Annotated in this window: 15 protein-coding genes; 2 read left to right on the top strand and 13 right to left on the bottom strand. The window is 64.5% G+C overall.

Annotated features, from left to right (window positions below):
- Positions 1-151 precede the first annotated feature (151 nt).
- From MTX35_RS06220 to MTX35_RS06165, 12 genes are all read right to left on the bottom strand, one after another.
- On the bottom strand, positions 152-514 hold the full coding sequence (locus MTX35_RS06220) for an STAS domain-containing protein (RefSeq protein ID WP_243594126.1): 363 nt from the start codon (positions 512-514) through the stop codon (positions 152-154).
- Positions 515-707: 193 nt separating this feature from the next.
- Complete coding sequence (locus tag MTX35_RS06215) at positions 708-1637, bottom strand: aldo/keto reductase family oxidoreductase (RefSeq protein WP_243594125.1); 930 nt, start codon at positions 1635-1637, stop codon at positions 708-710.
- A 159-nt stretch (positions 1638-1796) separates the two neighbouring features.
- Positions 1797-2381, bottom strand: coding sequence for a giguanylate cyclase (locus MTX35_RS06210; protein ID WP_243594124.1), 585 nt, complete (start codon positions 2379-2381; stop codon positions 1797-1799).
- Positions 2382-2475: 94 nt separating this feature from the next.
- On the bottom strand, positions 2476-3561 hold the full coding sequence (locus MTX35_RS06205) for a glycosyltransferase family 4 protein (protein WP_243594123.1): 1086 nt from the start codon (positions 3559-3561) through the stop codon (positions 2476-2478).
- A 39-nt stretch (positions 3562-3600) separates the two neighbouring features.
- The gene (locus MTX35_RS06200; RefSeq protein WP_243594122.1) at positions 3601-4863 is read right to left on the bottom strand and encodes a hypothetical protein; all 1263 of its coding nucleotides are present in this window, start codon (positions 4861-4863) and stop codon (positions 3601-3603) included.
- Positions 4850-5959: a glycosyltransferase gene (locus MTX35_RS06195; RefSeq protein WP_243594121.1), complete on the bottom strand. Its 1110-nt coding sequence runs from the start codon at positions 5957-5959 to the stop codon at positions 4850-4852. The genes MTX35_RS06200 and MTX35_RS06195 overlap by 14 nt, the downstream gene beginning before the upstream one ends.
- Positions 5949-7214: a hypothetical protein gene (locus MTX35_RS06190; protein WP_243594120.1), complete on the bottom strand. Its 1266-nt coding sequence runs from the start codon at positions 7212-7214 to the stop codon at positions 5949-5951. Before MTX35_RS06190 ends, MTX35_RS06195 begins: the two co-directional genes overlap by 11 nt.
- A 243-nt stretch (positions 7215-7457) precedes the next feature.
- Positions 7458-8984, bottom strand: a complete 1527-nt coding sequence (locus MTX35_RS06185; RefSeq protein WP_243594119.1) for a flippase — start codon at positions 8982-8984, stop codon at positions 7458-7460.
- Positions 8984-10036 carry a glycosyltransferase family 1 protein gene (locus MTX35_RS06180; RefSeq protein WP_243594118.1) on the bottom strand — a complete coding sequence of 351 codons (1053 nt, stop codon included), beginning with the start codon at positions 10034-10036 and terminating at the stop codon, positions 8984-8986. Before MTX35_RS06180 ends, MTX35_RS06185 begins: the two co-directional genes overlap by 1 nt.
- Positions 9946-11319, bottom strand: a complete 1374-nt coding sequence (locus MTX35_RS06175) for an O-antigen ligase (protein WP_243594117.1) — start codon at positions 11317-11319, stop codon at positions 9946-9948. The genes MTX35_RS06180 and MTX35_RS06175 overlap by 91 nt, the downstream gene beginning before the upstream one ends.
- 40 nt (positions 11320-11359) lie before the next feature.
- Positions 11360-12838: a sugar transferase gene (locus MTX35_RS06170; protein ID WP_243594116.1), complete on the bottom strand. Its 1479-nt coding sequence runs from the start codon at positions 12836-12838 to the stop codon at positions 11360-11362.
- 152 nt (positions 12839-12990) lie between these two features.
- Complete coding sequence (locus tag MTX35_RS06165) at positions 12991-13698, bottom strand: GAF domain-containing protein (RefSeq protein ID WP_243594115.1); 708 nt, start codon at positions 13696-13698, stop codon at positions 12991-12993.
- Positions 13699-13865: 167 nt separating this feature from the next.
- Between MTX35_RS06165 and MTX35_RS06160 the strand changes: the two genes are divergently transcribed.
- Positions 13866-14984, top strand: coding sequence for an endo-1,4-beta-xylanase (locus tag MTX35_RS06160; RefSeq protein WP_243594114.1), 1119 nt, complete (start codon positions 13866-13868; stop codon positions 14982-14984).
- Between the two features lie 43 nt (positions 14985-15027).
- A complete protein-coding gene (locus MTX35_RS06155) occupies positions 15028-15948 on the top strand; it encodes an alpha/beta hydrolase (RefSeq protein ID WP_243594113.1) in 921 nt (306 codons plus the stop codon).
- Here the strand turns inward: MTX35_RS06155 and MTX35_RS06150 are convergent.
- Positions 15942-20075: a bifunctional nitrate reductase/sulfite reductase flavoprotein subunit alpha gene (locus MTX35_RS06150; RefSeq protein ID WP_243594112.1), complete on the bottom strand. Its 4134-nt coding sequence runs from the start codon at positions 20073-20075 to the stop codon at positions 15942-15944. The two genes, MTX35_RS06155 and MTX35_RS06150, sit on opposite strands and share 7 nt — an antisense overlap.
- Positions 20076-20245: the final 170 nt, after the last annotated feature.

Raw genomic sequence — 20245 nt, 5'->3', positions numbered from 1 at the left:
GATCCTTGCCTCGGTGTGCGTGAGATGCTCCACGCGGCAAGTCGAACGAGCCGCTTCGGTCCAGTGGAGGCGGCTCGCGGCAGAACTTGCCGTCGGGAGTCGCTGTCCATCCGGGGTTTTCCGAATCGGGCGGCCCGTAAACCTCTAGCGGTCAGGCAGCGCGCGGATCCGCCACGATGGTGGCCGCGCCCAAGGCCTCTAGCACGCGACGAGCGGGCCGCGTCGGCGCGAAGACCTCGAGACGTCCTGCACTGTGCGCGGCTGCGTCGAGAACCACGTACCCAGCGCCCGAGTACATGAAGGTGACATCCGACAAGTCAAGCAGCACAACCGTTTTCGTGGCCAGGGCGTCGTCGAGCACCTGCGCGAGAACGGAGCGAGACCTCAGATCGAGATCACCCGTGACGCGGACGACGGTCAGGTGAGGTGAGTAGAGCTCGGTGGACATCGAGTAGTGAGCGTTGCCGCGCCCGACGGGTGCGAAGCGGGAATCGAGGTGGTCGGTGACAGTCACGATGCGAACCTCTCAGTTCGGATGGCCTAACGACCGACATGCACTGGGTAGAACCCGAGGGCTACAGGTTCCGTTGCATGCCGTGCGGTAATCCTGACAGCGCAACGTCACCGTATCGAGGCCTGTTCATCACGGAGTGATAGCTAGTCGATAACGATGAGGTAACGGCAGATGTGACGCGCCTGAGCATCGTTCACGGCAGTGTGTGGCCGGCAGTCCGGAACAGTCGGTACCACTCCTGCCTGGTCAGGCGGATCTCCGAACCGCGGGCGGCGTCGGCCACACGATCGGGATTCGTGGTGCCGAGCACTACCTGGATGTTCGCCGGGTGTCGGGTGATCCACGCCGTCGCCACCGCGGACGGGGTGGTGCCGTGTGCATCGGCGATCTCGTCCAACGCGACATTGAGGTCGGCGTAATTCTCGCGGTCACCGACGAAGACGCCGGAGGACGTACCGCTCTGGAACGGCGACCACGCCTGCAGGGTGATGCCGTGCGTTCTCGCGTAGTCCAGCAACCCGTTGTCGCGGTCGATCGATTGGTCCTCGGTGCTCATGTTGGCGGTCAGGCCGGCCGCGATCAAGGGCGAATGCACGATGCTCAGCTGTACTTGATCGAAGAGAACAGGTTGAGTGACAGCAGTTTTCAGCAATTCGATCTGGCCAGGAGTGTGATTGGAAACGCCGAAGCCCAGCACCTTGCCCGACGCGTGCAACCGGTCGAAGGCCGCCGCGACTTCCTCCGGTTCGACAAGGGTGTCCGGGCGGTGCAGAAGAAGTGTGTCCAGGTGATCGATACCGAGTGCGCGGAGTGACCCTTCGACCGTCGTGACGATGTGATCCTCGGAGAAGTCGAACCAGCCCTCGCGAATACCGACCTTGCTCTGAATGGCGATGCTCTCGCGCTGCGACGGGGTCAGTGTCACTGCGTCACCGAATCGCTTCTCGCACGTATGCGGGGCTCCGCCGTAGATGTCCGCATGGTCGAACACCGTGACGCCGACGTCGAGGGCGGTGTACACCAACCGCCGTATCCGGTCGTCGTCGAGATCGGTGATGCGCATGAACCCCAGCACGATGCTCGAGACGTCCGTCCCGATGTGGGGGAGGGGAAATGTGCGCACGGTGAATCTCCTGTTCGTCCGCCGACGGTTCGCTCGATGTTGCACCCGTCATCACAGCGGACTACCCAGTCGTGCAGGCGCTCGATGCGTTCGCACTCGTCGCCGATGCGTCCCGGTCGAGCAAAGTCCTGCTGACGTTCTGACGGAACCTGTTGGGTACTACTCGAATTCCGTTCGAATCGACTGTGTCGTCAGTTGCAACATCAACACGAAACCGGTCAGTGTCACGACGATCGGGGCCCACAGAACCACCGCGACGAAGGTGTCGACGTCCCGCTCCAGCACTATGTACACCGCGACGATGGACGTTCCCAGCAGGCACGCGGCGATGTGAGCAGCCAGTCGCCACTTGTCGAAGAAGAATCCGGCCAGCATTCCCATCGGGATGAGAAAAGTGCACTTGCCGAGGGTGACTTCCGGCGCGAAGTTCGCGGTGATGGTGGCACCGAAAATCGCCAGATCGGCGATGATGACGAAGGCGAACGCTTGCCCCAGCGTCGGCCACGGACCGAACCACCAGAACGCGCCCATGATGTAGGCGGCGATCATGCAGGTCCACTGGACGATCGAGGGGATGGGTGTGGTCGCGCCGTAACCGAACGCGAGCTCGAGGGTGACCACGACGGCCATGGCCAGAGCGGCGGCCGAGACGATTCGCTTGACGAGGGTGGTGACAGCGAGTGACGTCATCACGCCCATGCCCCATTGGTAATGCTCGTTCGACCTCGTCAGTGCGCGAGTCACAGTGCCCCCTCGTTCCAGTCGGGACACGATTGAAACACAGCCGTGCTCGTCGATGTTCGAATATCACCGAGTTGGAGCCGCCGGTGGGGTGCGCTCAGCTGGTCAATCGATGCAGCAGCTCCGGCAGCGTGTCGCCGATGTCGTGTCGGCTGGCCACCCGGTATCTGGCAGTCTCGCCGAGTAGGCGTCGTCGGTCGTCGTCGTCGATGACGGCCGACACAGCAGCGGCGAGCGCCGCGGAGTTACCCGGCTCGACCAGAACCCCGGCACCGTCGGCGAGAAACTCGTGTGTACCGCCGTGGTCGGTTCCTATCACCGGCAGCCCGTGCGACATCGCTTCCAGGACCGACAACGGGCCGGCTTCCGGAGACGTACTTGCCGAGACGACGATGTCCCATCTGCGTAGAGCGGACTCGGCGTCGATGTGCCCGAGAAACTCGACACGGCCGGCGAGATCCGGTTCGGCGGCGCGCGCATGGAGTTCGTCGACGTAGTCGCGATCGCCGGGGAAGCTACCCCCGGCCAGTTCGACCCGGACATCGGGAAGTGTGGCGACGGCGTCGAGCAGAACGCGATGTCCCTTCCACGGCGTCAACAACGCCAGCATCCCCACGACCGGCGGAGAGTGCAGCGCACCGCCGAACCGCGGAACCGGCCACGGCACTCCGTTGTGTGACACCACCACAGGGAGGCCGGCTCTACGAAGAGGTACTGCGGTGGCCTCGGACACCGAGACTGCGACGCGAACGGCCGGGCGGGCGAACCGGACCACCACGCGCTGCTTGAGAGACGTCATCGTGTCGTGTACGAGCCACGACGCCCCGCGGGCGGGTCGCGCAAACCGTGCCACAGGGAGCGCGAACAGTGAGTTGACGACAGTGGCGGTGCCCGGTGCGCGGGCAATCGTGCGCACCGCGCGTGCCGCACCGACCCAATGAGCGATCATCCGGATCGCCGCGACACCGCGAGCGGCACCACGTTGTCCACCCAATCCGAGCTCGTCGATGCGGACGTGCCGCGTCGTGTCGGGTAGACGATCTGCCAATGGGCCTGCAGGGCAGGCGATCACGGTGGCATGGCCGCGACGGGTGGCCTCGTCGATCAAATCCAGCAGCACCTTCTCGGCACCCGACACCTGGCCGGTGTGTGCAAGGAAGAGAACTGTCGACTCGTCGGTCATGTGTCGGCCCGTCTGTGCGGCAAAGGTGGTTCCGGCGGATCAGTGCGCATCGCGGAGGAGTGCCACTGGGTCTTCACACATTCTGCGTAGCGCTGCATCCATGACGGCGACCTCGACCATCTTGCTGCAGAACGAGGCCGTATAGGTACGCCCACCGGCGATTTCGGCGATGAGCATCGTGCAGCCGTCCGGACCGTCCGGTTCGAGCGACGCGGCCATTTGCGGGGGCCTGCCGTCGTCGACCCAGTCGAGGTGGTCGAACACCCGCACTCTCCCGAGGTCGCTCACGGCCAACCGCAAGGTCTCGGGTACCTCGACGACCGAATTCTTTTCCTGCGACTGTGCCGAAGACCGAATGCGTGACGCCACATCGCGAAGTTGCGACATGCCCAGTACTGCGATGGGCCAACCGGATTCGATCACCTCACGCATCGTTGTGGTGATTGCGACGGGTGTCGTGTCGGCTGGGAGGTGAAGTGGAATGCCCACGGCGAAATTTCCGTGCGCACTCTGCTGGGCCGGGTCGAGGTAGCGTCTGCTGTTGAACAACACCATGATGTGATCGTCGACGTCGACGGATTCTGCTCGTAGCGCGGCGCTCCAGAGGGCAATGGATACCGACGCGGCGGTCGCTCCGGGCAGGTTCTCGGCCGTCCAGTGCTTGAGCTCGTCGACTCGGGCTCTGCTCATGTACCCGGCTCGGCTGACTTTTCCGGCTTCCCAGTTCTCGATCCGGCGACGTGGACCGGAGGTGTCCCGTTCGGTCCGATGGCGCGAGCGCAGTGTCCAGAAGTCCGCCAATGTCTTCGGACTTCGAGAATAGTGACGCCACAGGGCTTTCCATGTCGTGCTCGGAGGTAAGCCTGCGGCGAGTCCGGGAACCAGAGACCCGTCGGCATCGTCGCAGAACGCCGCCAACATCATCACGCCGATCTGACCGTCACCGATTCCGTGCGAGTAGTCGATGGCGAGATGCTCGTCGAACACGACCACGTCGAGTGGACCGCGCGCGCCGTTCCTCGATCGAATGTCGGTGAGCATCTGTCCCAGATCGTCGGTGGGACCGGTATCGGAGGTGACATTATCGCCGGCGATGCCGGTGCGGTATCGCCATCGTCGAGCATCCGAGCGTGGTTCCAGCGCGATGTGCGGTGACGCATCGACGTGTTCGGCGGCGGTGAGGGTGTGTCGCGTGCGCTCGATGTCGAGGCCACGAACGGGACCGACCGCGGTCACTATCCGGGTGTCGGCGAAGACGCGGTCCAGCGCAGTCGAGCGGTACCTGCGCTCAGCGGACGGCATCGACGATCTCCTGCATTCGACTGCGGAAGTTGGCTCGTGAGAAGCCCTCCGCCCACGTGCGAATGGCGACGCGATCGTAGTCGGCGGGATCCAACGAGCGCATGGCCTCGGCGAACCCGGCGACGACTTCTTCGTCCGAGCCAGGGCTCACATGCAGGCCGGTCCTACCGGGAACCACGGAGTCCATGGCGCCACCGTCTCCCAAGGCGATGACCGGTGTCCCGGTCGCCATCGACTCGACGGGGACGATGCCGAAGTCCTCTACTCCCGGCATCAGCAATGCACGCGTCGTTCTGTGCAGTTCGAGGAGCTTCTCGTGTGAAACCCGTCCGAGGAAGGTCGTTTTCGGTCCGGCCAGTTCCCGGCAGGCGTTCATGGCACGACCGTCTCCTGCGACCACGAGGGGAACGTCGGCCTCGGCGGCAGCGCGTACCGCGATGTCCGGCCGCTTGTAGGGAACCAGACGCCCCGCGAGCAGGAAGAAGTTCTCCCGCTCGACGGACGGATCCGGAGTGAAGCCCTCGGTGTCGACGGGAGGATGGACCACCACGGCGTCGTCTCGACCCCACCAGTCGTCGATCCGACGTGCGACTGCAGACGAGTTGGCCACCACCGTGGTCAGTTTCGGTGCGGCAGCGATTTCGCACCGACGGGCAACGGCGGACAGCGCCGTCAGTATGGCCGCTCCGGCTCGGCCGCCGCCTTCGCCTGCGCGGAGTTCGGGGTCCCAGGCCCACCGTGCGGGGCTGTGCACGTAGGCGATCACCGGGGAGTCCGTGGCGAACACGGCCTGGGTCGCGAATGCGTGGTGGCTCACCACAACAGCATCGAAACCGCGGAGCGGCATGCGGCGAAAGGCCAACGGCATCATCGGAAGAACGGGCGCGTACGACCGTTGGCCCAACGCCTTGTACACCCGATCGAGGCCGGACGTGTGCGGCCCATGGCTGATTCCCGCCGGAACCCCGGACTGCCTGGCGATGGGCGCGAACACCTCGGCCGCGGGCCAGTGCAGTGCGAGTTGTTCGACGACATGCTCGGAACCGGCGATCTCGGTGAATCTTTCGTGTACGACGGCAATTCTGTCAGCTGGCATCGCGTTGGCCTTCCGGCGCGATCGTCTGCGCGGTCTGTTCCACTCGTCGGGTCGAGTTCTTGTTCTGCAGTACCAGGTGTACGGGAATGTCGAAGTCGTTCAGCCGCCGCAGCGCCGTGGTTGCGGCTTTCTTGTCCCGTCCACGTTTCGACACCAGCACCACGACGGTCTCGACGTCGCCGACGTCGGTGTAGTGCCACCACTGTTCCGACAGGCCGAATTCGGCGGTGGCTCTGTGATGTCCGGCTGTCGGGCCCGGCCCGCGAGTCGACTCGAAGTCCGCACCTTCCCCGACCAACAGCAGAACGACGCTCTCGCCTTTGGGAGCAGCGTGTCGTGCACCCCTGGACGCGGGTCGGTCGCCGCGTTCGAGGGCGGCGATTCGTGACGCAACAGCGGGTGGCATCGTGTCGCCGGTCGCGGGGTCGAAGTGTGCACCGTATTTGCGCGAGACTCGGCGGGCCCAGGAGCGAGAGGGCCTGCGGCCGAATCGGCCTCGGAGCAGCACGATTAGTTCGGCCGCGACGATCAGAGCGGCGAGTGCTGCGACCAGTGCCTCCGAGACCGGTTTCGGTGAGACCGGAGTGGTGCTCTGCTCGGGGTTCGACAGCACCACCAGTCGATCTCCGCTCGCAGTGGCCTCGAGTTCGCTCTGCCGGGTGCGTAGTTCGGCGAGCTCGGACAGAGCGGCAGGCCGACTCGGATCGTCGGCGGGGAGAGCGTCCACCCGCGACTGTTGCGCGTCGATGGCGGACTGTCCCTCGTCCGTTCGCTCCTGCGAGTCACGGATCGCATTGGCAGAGGAGGTAGTGGCCATGGTCGACACCAGCGTTTCGGCCAGATCTGCTGCCAATTCGGGAGATCGGGTCGTCACCGTCACGGTCAAGAGCGCCGGTGAGGTACCGGGTGAGAGCTCTACGCTCGAGGCGAGTTCCGCGGCGTCCATCCCGGCGTCGACCTGTGAGAGAACTTGATCGAGCACTACGCGATCGGTGGCCAATTCGATGAACGGTGCGCGCATCTGTTCGATGAACGCGTCACCGGGAACGAGGGTTTGGACAGGTTCGATCTCGGTGACGATCGACGCGGCGTACTGCTTCTCGGTGAGTTCGCTTCTGAGGTAGAACACGCCCGCACCGACCAGGGCGGCAATGATCACGGCAGGGAGAAGAGCTCGGCCCAGTTCACGCATGTGGCCCGCGAGGTCGATCGGTGGGGGCACGTCGCCCCGGTGGACGGCATCGTGGACGGACATCAACCGCGTACCTTTCCGTCGTCGATGCGAGCGGACGTACCGCTTCGGTGTTCAGTGGAGCCAACGGTCTCGATGATAGCGGGGTGAGCGCGCTGTTCGCGTAGCCGTGCCGTTCGTGAATGGAACTGTATGTCAACAACATTGGAATAACATGTGCATCGGTCCGTAATGATTGCGAAACCGAACTTCGACTCCGCCGGGTGGGGCTCGAATCGGGCGATATGTCCGTTCGTTCCGTAGTCCTCACTGGGTGCGTGCACGGTGTCGTCCTTTCTCGGCTGATCCCGGAAACGGTGACTCGACGAGTCCGATCGCGACGAACGCATACAGCAAGGCCGCGACCGTCAGGGCCGCCGCAACGGACACGAGCAGCCACACGCCGGGATAGTGCTGCACCAGGAACCAGCCGCCGACCGTCGTGCCCGCGGTGATGACGAAGATCACCGAAATGGATTGCAGCGGAAACAGTCTGGAGACGGGCATGCTCCTCGCGATCACGATCCACAACAGGACGAGGGTGGTTCCGATCGTCACGACGGTGGACACTGCAGCTCCGTCGTACGACATCCGCGGGATCAGAACGAGGTTCAACCCGATGTTCAGGACCAGACCGACCATCGCCACCAAGGGGTAGTGACGCTGCATTCCGGCCGAGGCGAGCAGGAAGATACCCAGCATCACCAACGACATGAGCGCTGCGCCGATCACCAGCAGACGGGCTGCATGAGCTCCGTCGACGAAGCTGTCGCCGTAGAGCAGGCCGATCAACGGCTCCGCCGAAGGTACGAACGCCGCGACAGCCATTGCACCGAAGAGCGCGAACAGCAGTGCGGCCGAACGTGAGCGTGCGCGAAATGCTGTGGTGTCATGGGGCCACGACGCGACGAGCAGGGTGCTGATCGGGGCCACCGCAGCCAACACGAAGGTGTCGATCATGTCCGAGAACTTGTAGCCGATGGAATACAGTCCCACGGCCTCGAAGGTGTCGAGCAGGCTGAGCATCAACATGTCGATCTTGAGCATGGCAATGGTGAGGGCGAAGCCGATCGCGAGTGGCACGGCCTCCTTCAGGTAGGGCCCCCAGCGGCGAATTTCGATGTGCTTCGACGGTCGCAGGCCGATGGAACGGTTGCCGATGCCGAAACCCTTGGTGATCAGCTTGAACACTTCGTTGGCCACGGCGGGGAGGACGAAGATCAACAGGGTGGGGGCCAGCACGGCAGCTAGCACGGTCAACGCCAATTGGATTGCCTGACCGGCGCTTTCGGCAACGGCCACGAGTACCAGACGGTGACGGCTCTGGAAGAGCACGCTCAAGGCGTGCCCCGGCGTCGCGAACACGACCACCAGTCCGCCCACCACCGTCGCCAGGACCACCTCGCTCGGATACTGCAGCAGGAGAACGTATGCCACGGCCAGCACGTACCCCACCAATCCGAGTACGGTACGCAGAGCCAGAAACGACGACGCAGTTCGACCGATCTCGTCGGGGTCGTCGTCCATCAACTTCGCCAGCACGACGCGTCCGACTCCGAGATCGGTCACGACGGACATCAAGCCGAGCAGTGCGAAGACGAAGCTGAACTGGCCCCAGTCATCGGGTCCGAGGGATCTCGCGACGATGACGCTGCCCACCCAGCCCAGCGCCGCGATGACGACTCTGCTGATCAGAACGGCAATCGTCGCTTTGGCCGCGGCCTTCGGATCCGCTGCGACAGCGCGGTAGTCCGGGGGCTGCTCGGTGCCGTCCAGCGCGAGCTCCTCGGCCATCAGGTCACGCCCGCAGCGCGATACGCCTCGGCGGTGAGCTCCGCTGTTCGACGCCAGCTGATCTCACGGGTGGCAACGGCCGCCGAGGCGACGAGAGCCGCGCGCGCGTCCGCGTCGAACACCATGGGTTTCATCGCCTGCACCCAGTCGTCCACGTTCTCCGATCCGACGAGTACGGCACCGTCGCCTACGACGTCCGGGAGTGCACCGACGGCACTGGCGACCACCGCACCGCCCGAGGCCATGGCCTCGACCGGTGGTAGCCCATAGCCCTCGTAGCGAGAGGCGTAAGCGGTGACGGTCGCGGCAGCATAGAGAGCGGGCAGATCCTCGACATCGACGTACCCGAGACCCCGGGAGTTGTGTGGCGCGTCGCGGCCGGTCGAGCCGGCTCCGGCCAGCAGGCAAGGGATGCCGAGACTCTCGGCCGCGTCGGCCACCAGCTGAACGTTCTTGCGCGGCTCCACCGTTCCGACCTGCATCACGAAACGTTCCGGTAAGTCGTACTTGGACCGAACACCGTCTATTCGGCCTGCGGTCGGCACGGTCGCCCACGCTGCCGGTGCCAGTCCGACCACGGTGGCGTCGCGCCCGCTGACAGCCTTGATTCGATCGGCGGTGAACTGCGAGACCGCGATGAGCAGATCGGCACGGCGGAGGGCACGCCGCACCAGTCTCTGTTCACCCAGTGCGCGAAATCTGCTGGAGGCCGACGGCATGTCGATCACCGAAAGGTCGTGCACTGTCGCAACGGTGAAGGCCTTGGTGAACAGTGGGAGGTCGACATCGAGGCCGTGCACCACGTCGCAGTCTCCGACGGGGAGGGCACCGAGCAGCGCGCGAACAGCACCGCCGGCGACCGGCCGCTTCACAGCGCGAACCGAGGGCGGGAGCTCGCCGACGGCGTCGCGCTGCACCACCGCGGCGAGATCGGCATCGGTCAGACAGTCCGGTAGTTCGTTCAGGAGCTCGCGAATGTAGGTCTGTACTCCGCTTCCGCCCGGCCGGAGGGCGAGCGCCCCGAAGACGATTCGTGTTGCGCTGCTGCGCATCCCACCACTCCTAACAAGAGCCAGAAATAGACATCGATCGGAAAGATCTCGAAATATGTGGAGACGAGACTGGCGAACATGGCTGCGACGATCGACGCGCCGACGCCGAGGGCAAGCGCGCCGTCGTCACCTCGCAGTGCACGTGCGAGGCGCGTGCACCACAGCAACGACGTCACCAGCAGTGCCACCACCGCCCAGAGCCCGATCGGCCCCAGTTCGAGCAGGGCCTTCACGTAATAGTTGTCGGGCTGGTAGTTGGTCGAGAGTCCCGATTCCGTGAACGCGGCACCCTCGGCGGTGGAGATACGGTCCGCCGCCGAACCACTCGATCCCAGGCCCGTCCCGAACGGATGGATCAGGATACTGGCAATGATGTTGGCCCAGCCGTCGCCGCGTTGGCCCAGGCTGCTCGACGAGAAGAAGACCGAGGTGACCTTGGGTACGAAGGGAATGGCAACCGCAACCGCGACCGCAGCAAGCGCGAGCGGCGCGGCGAGGTAGCGGAAGCGCACAGCGATCAAGTAGATGGCTCCGACCGCGAGCCCCAGAATTGCTCCTCGCACGATCGAGCTGGACATGGCGACCACCATCATCGGAGTCGCGCACAGGAACAACATGTTTCGACGACGGCGTGGGTCGGCCAGCGCGACCGCACCACCGACGAGCAACGCCAACATCACGTACAGCCCGAACGGGAACGGCAAGTTGAACGTGCTGAACGTACGGAGCAATCCACCCGAGGTCCGGACCTGCGTGTCGTATTCGTACCCCAGCGCCACCAGTGCTGCGGGTCCTGCCACGAGTTGCGCAATGCCCACCACCGAGGTGAACACACCCATACCCATGAGAACGGAGACGAGGTGGTCGCGGTCCTCGGCGTCGAAGGGCGCAAGCCACATGACGACCACCAGCAGGATGTAGAAGAAGGTCACCTTGATGCCGAACACACCGACGATCCCGAACGTGGCGAAGGCCGACACGGTGCCGAACACGACGTAGACGACGGCCGCGGGCCACCACGGCACGAACACCCGAGGTGTCGAGCCACGGACGTGCCGGGGTCGGCGTAGCCACGCACACAGAACCGTGAACACGACGAGGCCTTCCTTCCAGCCGGACACCACGCCGGGCAGAGGCACCAGAACCAGAAGGCCGTGCAGCGGAACGAGTGCAGCGAGCAACAGCACTCCGCGCTGCGGGCGGCGGTAGATCGCCGACGCCACCGCGCAGCCCAGCGCAAGCACCACCGCCGCACCGAAAGCGAGTGCTACGTACGTGATCACGGGGTGACCCGAACGTGGCCGCGTTCGGCGTAGATCACGATCAGTCCTCGGCGCGCTTCAGCACGGCCAGGACTGTGAGGAACAGGATCTTGACATCGAGCCACACGGACCAGTTCTCGATGTAGTAGTTGTCCCATTCGGCGCGGTCCGCGATGGACGTCTGGCCGCGAAGGCCGTGAACCTGAGCCCATCCCGTCACACCGGCCTTGACGCGGTGTCTCTCTCCGTACCGACGGATCTGCATCTCGAACAGGTCGACGTACTCGGGACGCTCGGGGCGCGGACCGACCAAACTCATGTCGCCGCGAAGTACGTTGAGCAACTGTGGAAGTTCGTCCATCGAGGTCTGGCGCATGATCTTTCCGATGCGCGTTCGTCGATCCACACCTTCGACACCGCCGGGTGCGTCACCGGCCTTGCGCTCGAATTCGGCGTCGGACGCCCGCGGCGGTCGCATGGAGCGGAACTTCAGGCAATCGAACGGCAGTCCGTCGCGGCCGATTCGCTCCTGCTTGAAGAAGATCGGGCCGGGGGAGCTCAGGCGTACGAGCAGCATCAGCGTCAGGAAGACGGGGGAGAGCAGGAGGAGTCCGAATGCGGTCAGGACTCGATCGAGAAGTCCCTTGAGGGCGAATTGCCACCCCTTGGGGTTCACGTGCGGAAGCACCATCAACGGCAGACCGCCGATGTGCTCGACGCGAGTGTTGACGCCCACGGCGTCGTACAGCCTGGGTACCACCCACACGCGCATTCCGAGTCGGTGGGCAGTCCTGATGGCACCGAGCAGCTCTCGGTCCTCGGTCGGTGCGAATGCGACTATCAGCTCCTCCGCTCCGGTTCTCCGTGCAACTGCCTCGAAACCGCTCGGGAGCCCCAGGTGCGGGAGATCGGGCACCTCGCCGGCCGGGGAGACGTCTGCGACCGGTGCCGCACCGATGTAGCCGACCGGTGCGAGACCGTACTCGGGGAACTGGCGTGTCCTCGAAACCAGTTGGTGCGCAATGGGATCGTTGCCCAGCACGATGGTCGGCGCGGCAGATCCGAACTTGGTGCGAAGCGTGCGCTGGACGACGACGCGGATCAAGCGGGCGAGCGCGACCGTGATGCAGGCCAGCAACCACAGGCGTAGTACGACTGTGCTGGGCCGATAGTCTGTGTCGGCCAGAAACATTGCGACCAACAGCGCGAGCGACGCGAAGGCGACAGCAGTTTCGGCCGGACCGATCTCGTCGAGGAAGTTACGCCGAAGGCCGCGTCGGTACATCGACTTGCCGGCAAGGATTACGATCAGCAGCGGCAGGAACAGCCATGGGAGCCAGCCGGTATCGGTGAGACTGCCCGAATACCAGAGCAAGGCTCCGATCAACGCGACGGCTGCAGCAAGCACATCCACCGCGACGGTGATCACGGTGTTGAGGGGATCGACTCGAAGACGATCGACAAGGGGGCGACGGGCGGCAACGGTGTCGGCCTCGGCAGCCTGCGGGCGAGTGCGCGGTGAATCCAGTGTCTTCGGCACAGCTACTTCCGGTGACTAGTTCGGATCGGTTGGTCCTATAAATCCCATTCAATGTATACCGGCACGAAAGGGACTACCCGGTCGACATATCGAAAAAGACCTGAAGTCGGTTGTGGGTTGAAAATGCTTATTTTCGTCGGGTAAAAGCCCTCTTATTCGAAAACACGCTCGCGAATTATCCACGCCAGATCTTGCAGTATCTGTACGTGGCCGGTCGTCCACTGGCGCGGCTGCTGATCCCATACACACAGGGTGCCCACGGAGTGCCCGGCGTCGTCGGTGAGCGGAACTCCGAGGTATGAGACGAGAAGGTTGCCCTGTACGGAGGGGTGATCCTTGAGGATGTCGTTGAGTCGAGCGTCCTCGACCACCAAGGGTTGACCGAGATCGATCGCATAGCGGCAGATGGACCCGTCGAGGGGCACCTCCTGCGCGCCGCCGAGTTCCGCGGGAAGCCCGAGGGCGCTCTTGAAGTACTGACGCTTGTCGTCGAGAAGAGAGAACGCAGCCGACGGGGCGTTCAGTGCATCGGCCACCATGGTGACGATCCGGTCGTATCCCGCGTCGGATCCGGTGTCCATCAGTCCAGTTCGAGCGACGGCGGCCAGCCTGTCGGGATCGTCGATCGGGGTGCCGAACGCTCGCGTGACCTCGGCGGGGCCGACGCCTTTCTCCGAACCCTCCTGCAGAGCGCGAAGCAATGCGCCCACTTCGGATTCCTGATCCTCGGACAGTTCCCGTACGAGCCGGTCGACCACCGCACCGCGAACGAATTCGTCGGTGGAAAGACCGGATTTCTCCGCCTGCCTGGCGAGCAGCTCGTTCAGGCGGTCGTCGAAACCGGGAAATCCTGTCGTCATTGTGCAGATGGTAGTACAGGCCGAGTTCTCGTACCGACGCTCGGGCGGTGCATTTTGCATTCTCGCGCCTGTCGTGAGTTATTCGGGTTCGGTGAGACAAAGCAGGAAACAACGGGGTAATGGCGATACACCGATATCGCGTTCCCGGTCGTTGCTAGCATCTGCCGATGAGAATGAATCCGACGCGACGAGCGAGTGCAGCACTGTTGGTCGTGCTGTTGTCGTTCGCGGCCGGGGCGGTACCCGCAACTGCATCTGCTCTGCGAACGCAGCAGGCACCCGCAGGAGATCCAGGATGTTCGCGGCAATCGGATGCCATGCGGATCGGAGTCTCACCCGGAGCGACGATCGGTGCGCTGTCTCCTGCGGATCTGGATCGGGAGCTCACTCTTGCCCGTGACGCCGGATCTTTCGCGGTGCGTCTCGACATCGATTGGTCTGCCATCGAGTCGACACGGGGCAGATTCGATTGGAGCCGCACCGACCAAGTGATCGATGCCGTTGTCGCACAAGGGATGTGCGTGCACGGCATCATCGCGTACACCCCGAGATGGGCACGAGTGGCCGGTGCCGTCGACGATTCGCACTCACGACCTGCGAACCCATCCACCTTTGCGGCGTTCGCCAAGACCGTGGTTCAGCGGTATAAGAGCCGAATCAAGATCTGGGAGGTGTGGAACGAGCCGAACATCGTGACGTTCTTCAAGCCCGTTCCCGATGTGGCGGCGTACTCGGCGCTGCTCAGAGCGACCTATACGGTGATCAAGCAGGTGCAACCCGATTCCACCGTGCTCGCCGGCGGGATGGCCCCCGCCGAGGACGCGAACGGCAACATCGCGGGTACGACGTTCCTGTCGAAGATGTACGCGCAAGGATCGAACAGGTACTTCGACGCCTTCAACGTTCACCCGTATACGTGGCCGTACCTACCCAACGACCCGGACACGGCGTCGTGGAACACCGCCATGAAGATGTGGTCCATGCGAGACACCATGGTTGCCGGCGGTGACAGCGGCAAACAGATTTGGATCACCGAGTTCGGAGCCCCCACCGGCACGGCCCCCAACAGTGTCAGCGAACAGGTGCAGTCGGACAGCATAGGGATCGTGCTCGATGCTGTCCTCGGCAGCGACTGGCTGGGGCCGGCCTACGTCTACAGCCTCCGCGACGCCGGCTCGAACACCGCAGACACCGAACAGAACTTCGGGTTGGTACGCCGAGACTGGACGCCCAAGATCGCCTATGGACGCGTCGACGCCTATGCCGCGGAGCATTCCGGTCGGTAGTCGACCTGTTCCACCGTCGGCCGGGATGGGCTACTGTCTGCGCATGAATTCGCAGCCGGGGGGCTCGAGCCCAGATCGCATCGATGTCACGTTCGATTCTCACGGAGACGCCTGCGCGGCGTGGCTCTATCTCCCGACAGGTTCCGGTCCCGCTCCGGTGATCGTCATGGGACATGGCCTCGGCGGAACTCGGGAAATGCGGCTCGACGCCTATGCAGAGCGCTTCCGGGCTGCAGGGTATGCCTGCCTGGTGTTCGACTATCGCTACTTCGGGGCCAGTGGAGGCGAGCCCCGACAGCTGCTCGACATCACAGCACAGCTGCAGGACTGGGCATCGGCCATCGCCCACGCCCGCTCGCGTACGGATGTGGACAACTCCCGAATCGTGTTGTGGGGCTCGTCTTTCGGCGGTGGTCACGTCATCGTCGCTGCCGCCCGAGACCAGCAGGTCGCGGCCGTGATCTCGCAGTGCCCGTTCACCGACGGGATTGCGTCGGGACTCGCGTCGAACACCTGGACGTCGGTGAAGCTGTCCGGCCGGGCACTGGGTGACCTGGCGGGATCGGTGATCGGACGACCGCCGCTGATGGTGAACACGGCCGGGCGACCAGGGACGACCGCGCTGATGACCTCACCCGACAGCTACGACGGCTATCTGGCGCTCGCGCCGGACGCCGACGAGACGTTCCACAACCGAGTCGCCGCCAGAGTCGCGCTGCACATCGTGCGGCACCGGCCCGGGCGTCGGGCGAAGGACGTTCGCTGCCCCATCCTGTTCGTCGTCTGCGAGACCGACTCGGTCGCGCCTGCCAAGGCCACCCTGCGCTACGCACGGACGGCACCGCATGCAGAGATCAAGACCTACGACGCCGGTCATTTCGAGATCTACCTGGGCGACGCGTTCGAGCGGGTGGTGGCAGACCAGATCGAATTCCTGACCCGCACGGTCCCACCGACTCAGTAGACGTCGCGAACGTACCGCTTCTCGGCAGCAAGGGCTTTCACATAGGCCTCGGCACTACTGGGCGCGAGCTTGCCGTGTTGTGCCACCACGCCTTTCAGTGCGGCATCGACGTCCTTGGCCATTCTGGACGCATCGCCGCACACGTAGAAGTGGGCACCGCGGTGAATCCAGTTCCACAGCTCCGCCCCGTGCTCACGCATCCGGTCCTGGACGTAGACCTTGTCCTTCTGATCGCGTGAGAAGGCGACGTCCAGGCGGTTCAGCGAACCGTCGCTCAGCATCGCCGTCAGCTCGTCCCGATAGTAGAAGTCCGTGTCGGCGTGCTGTTCACCGAAGAACAGCCAATTGTGGCCGGTGTGCCCGAGTGCGCGCCGCTCGTGCAGGAAGGCGCGAAACGGGGCGACGCCGGTACCCGGGCCCACCATGATCATCGGGGTGTCGGGATCGTCGGGCGGCCTGAAGTGCGAGGTCTTCTGCACGAATATCCCCACCTCCTCATTCGACGCATGGTCGGCCAGGTACGTCGAGCACACGCCGCGCCGGGGAACTCCGTGCACGTTGTAGCGGACCGCGGAGACCGTCACCTGTACCTCGTTCGGGTTCTCCTTCGGGCTCGACGAAATCGAGTACAGCCGCGGCTGCAACGGCTTGAGAACTCCCAACCAGTCCTCCACCGAGGCTCGAACCGGATGTGCAGCAAGCACATCGGTGGACTGGCGACCCCACATCCAGTCGGCCAGCGCGTGCTTGTTGTCGGGGTGCAGCATCGCCTCCAGGTCGTCGTCCGCGGTACGTCGGTGGACGAACTTCAGCAGATCCGTGGTGGCACGGGCGATTTCGAGGTGACGGCTCAGCGCCGTGCGCAACGACATCGAGCCGTATCCGGAGAGGTCGACAGAGGCGTCATGGTCCAGGCCGGTGGCCTCGAGCCACTCGTCGACCAAGGCATCGCTGTTGCGCGGCCACACTCCGAGCGCGTCGCCGACCTCGTACTCGAGGGTCCCGTCGGGCAGATGGAATCCGAACTGGCGGACATCCTTGACGGACCCGCGTGCGGTCAGCAGGCGATTGCGTACGAGAGTGGTCACCAACGGCGACTTCTTGCTGTACCGCTCCGGCTGGGCTCGGGTCCGCGGAGCCGAGCGTTCGACGGACTCCACCCGTGCTTCGGCGGGGGTGGTGCCGTCACCGCGCGCGAGTCGATCGACCACGGCATCGAGCCACGCCGCCGCCTCGTTCTCGTAGTCGGGTTCGCAGTCGACCCGATCGAGAAGTCGCAGGGCACCCAACTCGGTGAGGCGCTCGTCGATCCTGCGACCGTGGCCACAGAAGTCTGCGTAGCTGGAGTCGCCGAAAGCCAGTACGGCATAGCGGATTCCCGGGAGCTTCGCCGTGGTCTCGGCGACGAGACTGTCCCAGAACGTCGCACCGTTGTCGGGTGCTTCGCCGTCACCCGTGGTACTGCTGACGATCAGCACATCGGCGTCGGCCGGCAATCGATCGACGGTGAACGTATCCATCGAGTGTTCGATGATCGTCAGGCCTGCTTCCCGGAGATGGGAGAGGCAGGACAGGGCGTACTCCTCGGCGGTCCCGGTTTGCGAGGCCCAGAGCAGCAGTACCGGGCGTCCCCCCGGAACGGCCGCTGCCGAGATGCCGGCAGTGGTGACGTCGATGTCGGGCCTACGCGAGAACAGGCCCGCGAGCACGCCGTCGAGCCAAGCGTGGGTCTCGGGCGACAGGGGAGTCTGCGACGGCAGGGTGGGTGTTCCGGCGGCGTTGCGACCCGCCGCACTGCCCAGACCCTCGAGAAGGCCTGCGACGTAACGTTGTTCGATGGTGGTCAGTGGTTCCGAAGGACGCGCAGGGCGGCCGACGATCGTGGCGAGTGCATCGACCGGATCGTTTGTGCTGTCGTCGCCCGCGCGGGACCGAGACTGGGCTGCAGCAACTTTCGTGAGCGTCACCGCACACGCCTTGAACTCGGGTTGCTGGGAGTACGGATCGATGGCGTCGTTGGTGACGGCATTGATGGCCAGGTACTCGCCGAATTTTTCGCTCCAGTGGAAGGGTGCGAAACAGCTGCCAGGAAGCACTCGATCGGTGACGACCGCGGGAAGGACGGCTCGGCCTCGGCGGGATGCGACTTCGACGCTGTCGCCGTCGAGGACGCCGAGTCGATCGGCGTCGAGTGGGTGCACCTCGACGAACGGGCCGGAATCGAGCTTGTTCAGCTTGGCGACCTTGCCGGTCTTGGTCATGGTGTGCCACTGGTGGGGCAGTCGACCGGTGTTGAGCAGGAACGGGTAGTCGTCGTCGGGCATCTCCGCAGGCAGCATGGCGGGCCTGGCGAAGAACTGGGCCCGGCCGCTCGGGGTGGGGAAGGACAGCGCGGGGATCGAACCGTCCGCCGATACCCGTTGCGTCTGGCTGACCCCGTCGTTGAGGTAGCGGATCGGGTGCCGGGTGGTTGTCGCATCGGGTGGGCACGGCCACTGGATCGGACTCTCACGCAACCGGTCGTAGGTGACCCCGCGAATGTCGTAGCCGGTGTTCGGATTCCAGAAAAGCTTGATCTCCTCGAACACCTCCTCGGCGCTCGCATAGGTGAAGGCTTCGGCATACCCCAGCGCGCAGGCCATGTCGGCGATGATCTTCCAGTCCGGTAGCGCGCCGCCCGGTGCCTCCAGCGCCGGTTGGAACAGCGTGAGGTTGCGCTCGGAATTGACCATCACTCCGTGCGATTCCGTCCACAGTGCGGCGGGCAGCATCACGTCGGCGTAGTCGTTGGTTTCGGTATCGGCGAACGCATCCTGGGTGATGACCAGCTCGGCGCGCTCGAGTCCGTCGATCACCGTCGTTCTGTTGGCCACCGAGGCAACGGGATTGGTGCAGATGATCCAGCAGGCCTTGATCTCACCGGCAGCGAGCTTGGAGAACATCTCGATGGTTCCGCCGCCGACGTCCGTGCGCAGCGTTCCGCGAGGAATGCGCCATCGATCCTCGACGAACTCTCGGTCGGCGTCGTTGACCACCGCTCGCTGTCCCGGCAGCCCGGGGCCCATGTATCCCATTTCCCGTCCGCCCATAGCGTTCGGTTGCCCGGTCAGCGAGAAGGGGCCGCTGCCGGTCTTGCAGATGGCGCCGGTCGCCAGATGGAGGTTGCACAGCGCGTTGGTGTTCCAGGTTCCGTGCGTCGACTGGTTCAGGCCCATGGTCCAGCAACTCATCCAGTTCTCTGCACCGCCGATCATCGCGGCCGCGGCTCGCAGGTCCTGCTCGTCGAGACCGGTTGCGGTGCACACCTTCTCCGGGGTGTAGTCGCCGAGGAACTCCGGCATCGCGTCCCACCCGTCGGTGAACTCGGCGATGAACTCGGGGTCGATGTCGCCGTTCTCGGCGATGAGCGCGAGCAGACCGTTGAGCAACGCCAGATCCGAACCCGGCTCGAGTTGCAGATGCAGGTGGGCTTTGTCCGCCGTGGCAGTGCGACGCGGATCGACGACGATCAGCTTCGCGCCTGCTTTGACGCGGTCCATCATCCGCAGAAACAGAATGGGGTGACAGTCGGCCATGTTGGAACCGATGACGAAGAACACGTCGGCGTGGTCGAAGTCCTGGTACGACCCGGGCGGACCGTCGGCCCCCAGCGATTGCTTGTATCCGGTTCCCGCGCTCGCCATGCACAGTCGGGAATTGGACTCGATCTGGTTGGTGCCGATGAATCCCTTGGCCAGTTTGTTCGACAGGTACTGGGCCTCGATCGACATCTGACCCGAGACGTACAGTGCGAGCGCATCGGGGCCGTGTTCGTCGATGATGGCGCGCAGCCGCCGAGCGGTGTCGTCGATCGCCACCGAGGTGTCCGTGCTCTCCGGTTCCCCACCGCGGCGCTGCCGAATCCGGGCCTTCTCGAGCCGTCCGGGCCCGGCGAGCATGTCCGCGGTGGTGGTCCCCTTGGTGCACAGCCGGCCGAAGTTTGCCGGGTGAGACTTGTCGCCGACGGATTTGGTGACGACAGGCCTGGTCGAAGTCGTAACGGCGGACGTGGACGGTCCGCCGACCTCGAGCACCATTCCGCATCCCACGCCGCAGTACGCGCAGAGTGTCTTCACCGTGGTGACCATGGATTCCACAGTGCCCGGCCGAGGGTGCGCCGTCATTACACGTCAGTTAGCCGGATATGACGTTGTCCTCACCGTGCCCTGCGAAGTGCGGTGAGTCCGCCTGGGAGCTGATGAAAAACGGACGTGAGGTAACACGAACTTCCTGGTATGCGATTGGTACTCGAACGTTA

Origin of the sequence: Rhodococcus sp. ARC_M12 (genome assembly GCF_022810385.1) — a bacterium.
GTDB lineage: Bacteria > Actinomycetota > Actinomycetes > Mycobacteriales > Mycobacteriaceae > Rhodococcoides > Rhodococcoides navarretei.
Note: the sequence above shows the minus strand (reverse complement) of the source record. Positions and strands in the feature narration are given on the sequence as shown.

Excerpts from the sequence above, each read along its gene's own strand:
- MTX35_RS06180 (WP_243594118.1), bottom strand. The coding sequence starts at position 10,036 with ATGCGCAGCAGCGCAACACGAATCGTCTTCGGGGCGCTCGCCCTCCGG.
- MTX35_RS06205 (WP_243594123.1), bottom strand. The coding sequence starts at position 3,561 with ATGACCGACGAGTCGACAGTTCTCTTCCTTGCACACACCGGCCAGGTG.
- MTX35_RS06150 (WP_243594112.1), bottom strand. The coding sequence starts at position 20,075 with ATGGTCACCACGGTGAAGACACTCTGCGCGTACTGCGGCGTGGGATGC.
- MTX35_RS06200 (WP_243594122.1), bottom strand. The coding sequence starts at position 4,863 with ATGCCGTCCGCTGAGCGCAGGTACCGCTCGACTGCGCTGGACCGCGTC.
- MTX35_RS06160 (WP_243594114.1), top strand. The coding sequence starts at position 13,866 with ATGAGAATGAATCCGACGCGACGAGCGAGTGCAGCACTGTTGGTCGTG.
- MTX35_RS06185 (WP_243594119.1), bottom strand. The coding sequence starts at position 8,984 with ATGGCCGAGGAGCTCGCGCTGGACGGCACCGAGCAGCCCCCGGACTAC.
- MTX35_RS06165 (WP_243594115.1), bottom strand. The coding sequence starts at position 13,698 with ATGACGACAGGATTTCCCGGTTTCGACGACCGCCTGAACGAGCTGCTC.
- MTX35_RS06190 (WP_243594120.1), bottom strand. The coding sequence starts at position 7,214 with ATGTCCGTCCACGATGCCGTCCACCGGGGCGACGTGCCCCCACCGATC.
- MTX35_RS06155 (WP_243594113.1), top strand. The coding sequence starts at position 15,028 with ATGAATTCGCAGCCGGGGGGCTCGAGCCCAGATCGCATCGATGTCACG.
- MTX35_RS06195 (WP_243594121.1), bottom strand. The coding sequence starts at position 5,959 with ATGCCAGCTGACAGAATTGCCGTCGTACACGAAAGATTCACCGAGATC.